Genomic DNA, 8258 nt, shown 5'->3' with positions numbered 1-8258 from the left:
CACAGCAATCTCGTCCGGAGTCACACACCCTCAACGCCACACCAAGCCCCAAGGACACGCACCACTCCAACCGACCTGACCAGGCACTACTAGCATCCAGTCATGGCACCTGATACCACCCCCCAGAACCGGACACGGCAGAGCACCCCCGCGGCCGAGACCGGATCGGTTTTCGATGCCGTCGTCGACCGCAGGCACAGCAACTCCATGAAGTGGGCCGGCGCACATCAGTTCCTGACGGCCGACGAGGCCGCGGCCGACCCGCTGCCGATGTGGGTTGCTGACACCGACTTCAAGGCCCCCCAGGCCGTGATCGACGCGCTCCACCAGGCTGTGGACCACGGCGTCTTCGGGTATCCCGGTGGCGCGACCGACAGCTACCTCGACGCCGTGACCGGCTGGCAGGCCAAGCGATTCGGATGGGAGGTCCCCAGGGAGTGGGTGATGGCGACCGCCGGCATCATCACCACGCTCAAGACAGTTGTGCAGACGTTCTCCGCGCCGGGCGACTCGGTGCTCATCCAGCCCCCGGTCTACGTCCACTTCCACGAAGACGTCCTGCTGAACGGCCGTCACCTCGCGTTCGCGCCGCTCCAGCGGACCGACGACGGCTACCGGTTCGACGCCACGACGTTCGAGGACGCGATCCGTCCCGACACCAAGCTGTTCATCCTCAGCCACCCTCACAACCCCACTGGGAACGTGTGGGCGGAGGACGAACTGCGGACCATGGGTGAGATCTGCGCCCGGCATGGGGTCCTGGTCGTCTCCGATGAGATTCACCAGGACCTCATCATCAATCCGGACCGCAAGCACATCCCCTTCGCCTCGCTCGGCGAGGAGTTCGCACGGAACAGCATCACCTGCACCGCCCCCAGCAAGACGTTCAACCTTTCCGGGCTGCAGAGCGCCAACGTCTTCGTGCCTGATCCCAGACTGCGGGCAGAACTGGCCCGCCAGTACGAGCGCAACATGTTCCCGCTGGTCAACGTGCTGGGCATGGTCGCGGGCGAGGCGGCCTATGTACACGGCGAGCCCTGGCTGGAGGAGTTGCTCACGTACTTGCGTGGCAATCACGCGTACTTCGCGCAGGCGGTCAATTCCGCGACCTCCAAGGTGCGGGTCCTGCCGGCCGACTCGCTGTATCTGGCGTGGATGGACTGCCAGGGATTGGGGATGGACGCCGCGTCGCTGGACAAGTTCATGCTCACCAGGGCACGGCTGTGGCTGGACAAGGGGCAGAAGTTCGGGATCGAGGGCCACGGCTACATGCGGGTGAACCTGGGCTGTCCCCGCTCCACGGTGGACGAGGCCGTAGACCGCCTGCTCGCGGCCGTCGCAGACACGCCACCGTCCACGAATCCTGGTGCGCCCGGGCCAGTCGCGTAGTCACCCGTACCGGGCCTGCTCGTACGGCCGGGCCGTGCCGCCATGACGAGTCGGGCGCGGAGCTCGCGTGGACGAAGGCATCGTGGCCCATCGGGGCCGCCGATGACGGAGGAGTCGACATCGGCTGTCCGGCGTCCATGCTCTGGCCGCCAGTGGCCACGTCGGCGAAGGGTCCCGGCGAGCATGCCGTCGGCGCGTGGTGGCGGGAGGTCCGTATGCAACTCAGGGGACGGGGTACTCGTCGCCCATGAACCCGACCTACTTCGAAACGGCCATGTCGAACGCGGCGGTCGGCACTCTCGGTGCGTTCATCGGAGGGCTTGTCGTCGTCGCGGTCCTGGTGGGGGCCGTCCGGCTCGGTACCAGGGTGCGTCGACGGGAGTCCGATCCGCCCGAGCCGCACGAGCATCCCCGGATGCCGGAGGGCGGGCCCACCTACGAAACCTTGGAAGTGCGGGAGCCGGATGAGGTTTCCGACACCACGGACGGGCGCGAGCGACTGACTCCGCACGAGCTCCACAGTTCCGGCAGCAAGCGCAGCGAGGACCAGGCCCGCCCGCGTTGGAGTTCGGAATCGCGTGGCTCCTTCGGCAGCGGTGGCCCGGGAAGCACATGACCCCCGCATCAGCCGGACCTCGGGAATTCAAGGTCGGCGGCCGCACCGTACGGGTCAGCCGGCACGGCGAGGCGCTGTTCCCCCACGACGGCATCACCAAGGCGGACCTCGCTCGGTACCACCGCACCGTCGCCCACCGGATGCCGCCGTAGTTGCGCGGCCGTCCGCTGATGCTGGAGGAACTGCGGCTGCCTTCGGCGGTGATGGGGACGCGCTTCCGGGGCCTGCACGTTCTCGTCCCTCTCGACCGGAGCGAGTCCTTCGACGAAGTACGGGCCTTCGCCCGAGACGTGGCCGAACTGCTCGCCGCCGGTCACCCTCGACACCCTGACGACCGAGGTTCGCAAAGAGGCCCGCGAGAAGAGGCTCCATCTGGACATCCAGCGCAACGCCTTCGCCCGGACCGCGGTCGCTCCCTTCGCGGTTCGCGCGCATCCCGGGGCTCCGGTCGCCGCTCCGGTGAGTTGGACGGAGGTCGAGGACGGCGGCATCGGAGCGCACAGATTCACCCTGCGGGACATCTCCGCACGCCTCGAAGGCAACCCGTGGCAGGACGCGTTCCGGCGCGGCCGTTCGCTTGGCGGCGCACGGCGCCGACTCGACCGGCTGCGCTGACCGGACGGTGCGCCCGGCCTCCTACGGGGGTCGGTCGTCCGGGACGACCGGTATCCGCAGCGCACTGCGTCGCTGCCTCCACGCGGCCAACAGGTGGGCCGCCAGCCGGTCTTCGAGGAAGCTGGTGACCCGGACCCCGAAGGCGACATCGGGCTCGAGTTCGGGTTCGCTCGCCAGCAGACCGCCGATGACGTCCCGGCGTATCACCTGCTCGTGGACGGCGTCGGCCTCGAAGTGCTCGTCGTAGAAGCGCTGCGCCGCCTTTCCCGCTCCGACCCTGCGCAGGGCGGCGGCCAGGCGTCTGGACCCCGGTGAGGAGGTGACTTCCACCGCGGCGAAGTGTCCGACCAGAGCGCCCCGAAGGGCTCGATGCAGGCCCAGCAGGGACATGAGATTGACCGTGGTGACCGCCTCCGTGGGGGCTGCGTCGACATAGTGGCCGTAGTCCGTGCGCAGGCCGAGGTCGGCCATGAGGTCCGCGAAGAGCCGGGCATGGGCGTCCTCCTCGCGGCCGGCACCGAACTCGTCGAACTCGACCGCCACCATGGCCGCCTTGGCCCGGCCGTACAGGCGTGGAATGACCCAGGCGTGCGGATCTGCCTCCTTGAGGTGGTACAGCGAGCGCAGGGCGGCGTACTCCCGCAGTTGCCACAGTTCGCCGTCGTGTTCGAGGAAGTGACTGACACTGGATTCGTCGTGGCCGACCGGTTCGAGCAGCAGGGCTTCGAGGGCGTTGTCGGCAAGCGGATCGGCTGGCACATCGTCACGCAGGGCCTTCAGGAAGCGAAGTTCCAGAGACCGGCGCAGGGCCAGCAGCCCGGGGTCCCACTCTCGTTCGTCGCTCACCTCAGCGAAGCCGCGGTAGTGGAGTTCGTACAACGTGTAGAGAGCGAGCTGTACGTCGTCACCGTACGGATCGGCGTCCTCCAGGCCGTGGGGGAGCGCGGGCAGGGGGGTGCCGTAGCGCAGTGTCGAGACGAGAGAACGCGATATGTCGCCCCGTGGTGCCGGAAGGAGGGGGCCTGTCACGTCGTCTCCCGACTCGCCCGACGTCGGTGACCGGTGTCGCACCAGGGATGGGTCCCGGCGCGTCGGCACGTGCACATCGCCGCCAGGCCCTGGTGTCGCCGCCAGGTCCGGCGTGAGTTCAGCACGGGGCCGAAGGGGACGAAGGCGCGGTCGGTGACCGCCGCCTCGAATCCCGCGCGGGTGCGTCGCCGCAGTGTCGGCCGGGTCCCGCAGAGGGCGGTGTGGACGAGCAGCAGCACGCCTCCCGCGCGCAGTGCGGCGGGCGCCTCGTCACGGACGCGGTCCACGAAGACGCGACCGTCCGGCCCGGCGTCCCAAGCGCGTTCCGGGGACCGGGACGGCAGCCGGAGCCCGGGCGACGGGACGTAGGGCGGATTGCTCACCACCAGGTCGTACCCGCCTCCGCGTACGGCCGCGGTGAGATCGCCGTGGCGGACGGTGACGCGACGCCTGGCGAGGAGCGCGTTGAGGCGTGTGGTGAGCGCGGCGCGCCAGTCGATGTCGACGGCCGTCACCCGCGCCCCCAGTCCCGCGGCCCGCAGGGCAAGGGCCCCGCTGCCGGTTCCCGGGTCGAGCACGTCGGTGGAGGGGCCCAGGCACTCCCGAGACAAGGCGTGCATCCGGAACTTGGTGTCCTGTTGAGGCGCGTAAACACCAGGCGTGATGAGCGGGACCTCGCCGGGCATCCCCATGGGCACCTCCACATCACAGCTCGTCCGATTGGTGGCGATATATGCGACTCTGTGCTCTGGGTTCCCCTCGAATGGAGGCCTACACGCGGTCTTCGTGCCGTCTTCGCGGGCGACCCGGCTGGTGTCGTCGGTCCGGTCTTCGCCGAGGCAGGTGGGAGAAGGAGGCATGGACAAAGCCGCGCTCATTGTCATCGACATGATCAACACCTACGAGCATGCGGACGCGGATCTCTTGATTCCGTCCGTGAAGGCCGTGCTTCCCCAGGTCGTGCAGTTGATTCGGTCCGCGCGGCGCCACGGCGTTCCGGTGATCTATGTGAACGACAACTTCGGTGAATGGCGATCGCATCACGGAGAGATGCTGGAGAAGGCGTTGTCGGGCCCGCACGCGGATCTGGTCAGTCCCATCGCCCCGGACGAGGACTCGCTCTTCGTGGTGAAGGCACGGCACTCGATCTTCTATGAGACGCCGCTCAATTACCTGCTCCTCCAGCAAGGCATCGGCCACATTGTTCTGTGCGGCCAGGTCACCGAGCAGTGTGTGCTCTACTCGGCGCTCGACGCGCACATCCGGCATCTGCGCGTGACCGTTCCCCACGACGCGGTCGCCCATATTTATGAGGATCTCGCCGACGCGGCACTGCTGATGATGAAGCGGAACATGGATGCCGACACCCCCGCCGCTCGCAACGTCAGATTCTGACCGGCCCGGCGCGTGAATCCGGTGCGGCGCCCGTGGTGGACGCCGCACCGGGGATGCCGATATCAGGGTGAAGTCGGCATCGTCGATCTTATCGACCGACCGCTCAGGGAGCCGGGTTCCGACCTCGCGCCGCGGCAGTCGGGTCAGGGGTGGAGGAGGGTCTTGACCATGGCGTCCTCCGTGGCCTGGAACATCGCATAGGCCTTGGGGGCGTCCTCAAGCGGCATGTCGTGGGTCTTGAAGGAGTCGACGCCAAGAGGGTCGTCGTCGGTGAGAAGGGGCAGGATGTCGTCCACCCAGCGCCAGACGTTCGCCTGGCCCATCCGCAGCTGGATCTGCTTGTCGAACATGGTCAGCAACGGCATGGGACTGGCCAGCCCGCCGTACACGCCGGACACGGAGACCGTGCCGCCGCGGCGTACCAGCGCCATGGCGCTGTGCAGGGCCGTGAGCCGGTCCACGCCGGCCCGCTCCATCAGCGGCTGGGCGACACTGTCGGGCAACAGGCCGTGACCCATTGGGCGGCCTTGGCGATCGGGGCTCCGTGCGCCTCCATGCCGACGGCGTCGATGACCGCGTCGGTGCCCCGTCCGTCGGTCAGTTCCTGGACCGCCTCCAGTGGGGCGACCGCGCTGATGAGGGCCAGCCAGAGAGCGGACGGCGCCACTTGCCATACAAGGACCTCGGCGACCATGGCGCCCAGTCGTTTCGCGCTCACACGAGGCCCGCAGGGCTGTCGGACGAAGGGAACTCCGCGATGGGCAAGGCGGCCTCCTCGTGGTCGTCGTACCGGAGCCGGGCTCATCCGGTGCCCGGCTCGGCCCTCGGGCATTCCCCTGCCGTACGGGAACACCTCGCAGGTAACCAGCTCCGAGGAGCGCAGCGGTGGATCGACGGTGCCCACGCCTCGCGGCAGGGACGAAAGGACCTGTCCGGCCCTGCGCCGGGAAGGCAGAGGCCCGGCCGCGCGGGCCGGAGCTTCCCCTCCGTCCCGCTGACCAGCACCGGGGCGGTTCGGCGGTCACCGGCATCATCACGAACGAGAGGGGTACTTGCGCCTCACGCCACACCCCGCGCGAGGAAGTGAGGACGCCGTGAACGAGCGCCACCCGGATGGCCCTGGGGCCTGTGGTGGGCCCATACCGAAGCCCATACCGAGGGATCTGCCCGACCAACAGGCCACACCCGACGAAGACCCCTGGGACGCCGTCGGCGGACCGAAGCAGTGGACGGCGGGTGAGCGGCCCGAGGCGGAGAAATACGGTGCGCAGGACTCCGGGGACGAGCTCATGGACCCGGAGATCCCCGACACGGACGAGGCCGGCACCGGGCGCAGAGGTGCCCCGCACTCCGGCAGCGCCCGCCCGGAGCATCCCGTGCCCGACGAACCGTCCGCCTGACGCGTCGGCGCGCCGTGGGAGCCCGGCCGGGTGAGGCCGGGACGACCCTGACCGCAGCAAGAGCCGGACCGTAGCAAGAGCCCGGCCGCCCGAAAGGACCTGTGATGGGTGTGCGCACGTGGGTCGGTGAATGGCCCGTCTACCGTCAGCTGACCGGACCCGACCCGCTGGGACGTGGCCGGGCCGCCAGGTCGCCCCGGACCCGGACGCTGAGGCCGCGCACCGACACCGCCGAACGGGTCGTCTCGTCGGTGTGCCCCTACTGCGCGGTCGGCTGCGGTCAGCAGATCTACGTCAAGGACGACAAGTTCGTGCAGATCGAGGGCGACCCCGCCTCACCCATCAGTCGGGGCCGCCTCTGCCCGAAGGGCTCGGCCACCCTCCAGCCCACCACCGGCCCGGCCCGTCGCCACGAGGTCCCGTACCGCCGCCCGTACGCCGACTGGGAGACCCTCGACCCGGAGGCGGCCATGGACATGGTCGCCGAACGGGTGGTCGAGACGCGGTGCCGCACCTGGGAGTGGGAGAAGGACGGGCTGCGCACCGCCCGCACGCTCGGCATCGCCGGCCTCGGCGGCGCGACCCTCGACAACGAAGAGAACTATCTGATCAAGAAGCTGCTCGCCTTCATCGAGCAGAAGGTGCCCGCTCCCGAGGGACGCACCGAGCTCTCGCTCATCGAGGAGACGCCGTCCGGACCCGAACCCCCGCAGGCGCCGGGCGACATGCGCTGGCTGATGTCGTCGGACGTCTGCAAACACTGCACGCACGCGGCCTGCCTGGACGTCTGCCCCACCGGCTCGCTGTTCCGCACGGAATTCGGCACCGTCGTCGTCCAGGAGGACATCTGCAACGGCTGCGGCTACTGCGTGCCCGCGTGCCCGTACGGAGTGATCGAACAACGCCCGCACGACGGGCGGGCGTTCAAGTGCACGATGTGCTACGACCGTCTCGGCGCGGGCCAGGAACCGGCGTGTGCCAAGGCCTGCCCCACGGAGTCCATCCAGTTCGGACCGCTGGACGAGCTGCGCGAACGGGCCGCGCTCCGCGTGGACCAGCTCCACGAACAGGGCGTGGAACAGGCCCAGTTGTACGGACACGACCCGCAGGACGGGGTCGGGGGTGCTGGCGCCTTCTTCCCGCTCCTCGACAAGCCGGAGGTGTACGGACTCCCGCCCGACCCCGTGGTGACCACCCGAGACCTGCCGGCCATGTGGAAACACGCGGGCGGCGCCGCACTGTCCCTCGCCGGAGGCATCGCGCTCGCCTTCGCGCTGGCCGGCCGGACCAAGGGGGCGCGATGACCAGGACCCGGCAGCGGCGCGGCGAACAACTGATGGTTCCGCGCGCGGAATTCGAGTCCTACTACGGGCGTCCGATCGTCCACGCCCCGTCCTGGGCGGCCCGTGACATAGCCGGATACTTCTTTCTCGGCGGTCTCGCCGGAGCCGGTTCCCTGTTCGCCGCCGGAGCCCATCTCACGGGACGCCCCCGCACCGCCACCGCGATGAAGGTCTCCTCGCTCACCGCCGTCTCGCTGTCCGCCGCCGCCCTGATCCACGACCTGGGCAGGCCCGGCCGGTTCGCCAACATGATGCGCGTCTTCAAGCCCACGTCCCCCATGAGCATGGGCTCCTGGCTCCTCAGCGCTTACGGCCCCGCCGCCGGTGCGGCTGCCCTCAGCGCCGTCACGGGGCGGCTGCCACGGGCGGGCGCCGGCGCGACGGCGGCAGCCGCGCTGCTCGGGCCGGCGCTGGCCTCGTACACCGCGGTCCTCGCCGCCGACACCGCTGTTCCAGCCTGGCACGGCGCCC

At 69.5% G+C, this 8258-nt stretch carries 9 protein-coding genes and 4 pseudogenes; 10 read left to right on the top strand and 3 right to left on the bottom strand.

Annotated elements, in window-relative coordinates:
- Positions 1 to 102 precede the first annotated feature (102 nt).
- From ACZ4N5_RS42835 to ligD, 5 genes and pseudogenes are all read left to right on the top strand, one after another.
- A complete protein-coding gene (locus tag ACZ4N5_RS42835) occupies positions 103 to 1389 on the top strand; it encodes a MalY/PatB family protein (protein ID WP_467762382.1) in 1287 nt (428 codons plus the stop codon).
- A gap of 247 nt (positions 1390 to 1636) precedes the next feature.
- On the top strand, positions 1637 to 2005 hold the full coding sequence (locus tag ACZ4N5_RS42830) for a DUF6479 family protein (protein WP_467762381.1): 369 nt from the start codon (positions 1637 to 1639) through the stop codon (positions 2003 to 2005).
- Positions 2002 to 2157: a hypothetical protein gene (locus ACZ4N5_RS42825; RefSeq protein WP_467762380.1), complete on the top strand. Its 156-nt coding sequence runs from the start codon at positions 2002 to 2004 to the stop codon at positions 2155 to 2157. Before ACZ4N5_RS42830 ends, ACZ4N5_RS42825 begins: the two co-directional genes overlap by 4 nt.
- An 18-nt stretch (positions 2158 to 2175) precedes the next feature.
- Positions 2176 to 2268, top strand: a pseudogene (locus tag ACZ4N5_RS42820) (non-homologous end-joining DNA ligase); the annotation flags it as partial.
- A 64-nt stretch (positions 2269 to 2332) separates the two neighbouring features.
- Positions 2333 to 2620, top strand: a complete 288-nt coding sequence (ligD, locus tag ACZ4N5_RS42815; RefSeq protein ID WP_467762383.1) for a non-homologous end-joining DNA ligase LigD — start codon at positions 2333 to 2335, stop codon at positions 2618 to 2620.
- Between the two features lie 21 nt (positions 2621 to 2641).
- On the opposite strand, the gene ACZ4N5_RS42810 is transcribed toward ligD, so the two are convergent.
- Together ACZ4N5_RS42810 and ACZ4N5_RS42805 are read right to left on the bottom strand one after the other, a co-directional pair.
- A complete protein-coding gene (locus tag ACZ4N5_RS42810) occupies positions 2642 to 3649 on the bottom strand; it encodes an iron-containing redox enzyme family protein (protein WP_467762379.1) in 1008 nt (335 codons plus the stop codon).
- Positions 3646 to 4341: a HemK2/MTQ2 family protein methyltransferase gene (locus ACZ4N5_RS42805; RefSeq protein ID WP_467762378.1), complete on the bottom strand. Its 696-nt coding sequence runs from the start codon at positions 4339 to 4341 to the stop codon at positions 3646 to 3648. The genes ACZ4N5_RS42810 and ACZ4N5_RS42805 overlap by 4 nt, the downstream gene beginning before the upstream one ends.
- Before the next feature lie 166 nt (positions 4342 to 4507).
- Here ACZ4N5_RS42805 and ACZ4N5_RS42800 point away from each other — a divergent pair, with 166 nt between their 5' ends.
- Positions 4508 to 5044, top strand: a complete 537-nt coding sequence (locus tag ACZ4N5_RS42800) for a cysteine hydrolase family protein (protein WP_467762377.1) — start codon at positions 4508 to 4510, stop codon at positions 5042 to 5044.
- Between the two features lie 143 nt (positions 5045 to 5187).
- Here the strand turns inward: ACZ4N5_RS42800 and ACZ4N5_RS42795 are convergent.
- Positions 5188 to 5660: pseudogene (locus ACZ4N5_RS42795) on the bottom strand (MDR/zinc-dependent alcohol dehydrogenase-like family protein); the annotation flags it as partial.
- A gap of 478 nt (positions 5661 to 6138) precedes the next feature.
- Between ACZ4N5_RS42795 and ACZ4N5_RS42790 the strand changes: the two are divergent.
- The 4 genes and pseudogenes from ACZ4N5_RS42790 to nrfD all read left to right on the top strand — a co-directional run.
- Entirely contained in the window at positions 6139 to 6444 is a 306-nt protein-coding gene (locus ACZ4N5_RS42790; RefSeq protein WP_467762376.1) for a hypothetical protein, read from the top strand.
- A 104-nt stretch (positions 6445 to 6548) separates the two neighbouring features.
- Positions 6549 to 7067, top strand: a pseudogene (locus tag ACZ4N5_RS42785) (formate dehydrogenase); the annotation flags it as partial.
- Between the two features lie 96 nt (positions 7068 to 7163).
- Positions 7164 to 7748 (top strand): annotated as a pseudogene (locus tag ACZ4N5_RS42780) (4Fe-4S dicluster domain-containing protein); the annotation flags it as partial.
- On the top strand, positions 7745 to 8258 hold a 514-nt coding region (gene nrfD / locus ACZ4N5_RS42775; protein ID WP_467762375.1), incomplete at its 3' end, for an NrfD/PsrC family molybdoenzyme membrane anchor subunit. The pseudogene ACZ4N5_RS42780 and the gene nrfD, both read left to right, overlap by 4 nt.

Source organism: Streptomyces sp. NPDC026500 (genome assembly GCF_055567635.1).
The sequence above is the reverse complement of the archived record's forward strand: the minus strand, read 5'-3'. Positions and strand labels throughout refer to the sequence as shown.

Excerpts from the sequence above, each read along its gene's own strand:
- ACZ4N5_RS42835 (WP_467762382.1), top strand. The coding sequence starts at position 103 with ATGGCACCTGATACCACCCCCCAGAACCGGACACGGCAGAGCACCCCC.
- ACZ4N5_RS42830 (WP_467762381.1), top strand. The coding sequence starts at position 1,637 with ATGAACCCGACCTACTTCGAAACGGCCATGTCGAACGCGGCGGTCGGC.
- ACZ4N5_RS42825 (WP_467762380.1), top strand. The coding sequence starts at position 2,002 with ATGACCCCCGCATCAGCCGGACCTCGGGAATTCAAGGTCGGCGGCCGC.
- ACZ4N5_RS42805 (WP_467762378.1), bottom strand. The coding sequence starts at position 4,341 with ATGGGGATGCCCGGCGAGGTCCCGCTCATCACGCCTGGTGTTTACGCG.
- ACZ4N5_RS42800 (WP_467762377.1), top strand. The coding sequence starts at position 4,508 with ATGGACAAAGCCGCGCTCATTGTCATCGACATGATCAACACCTACGAG.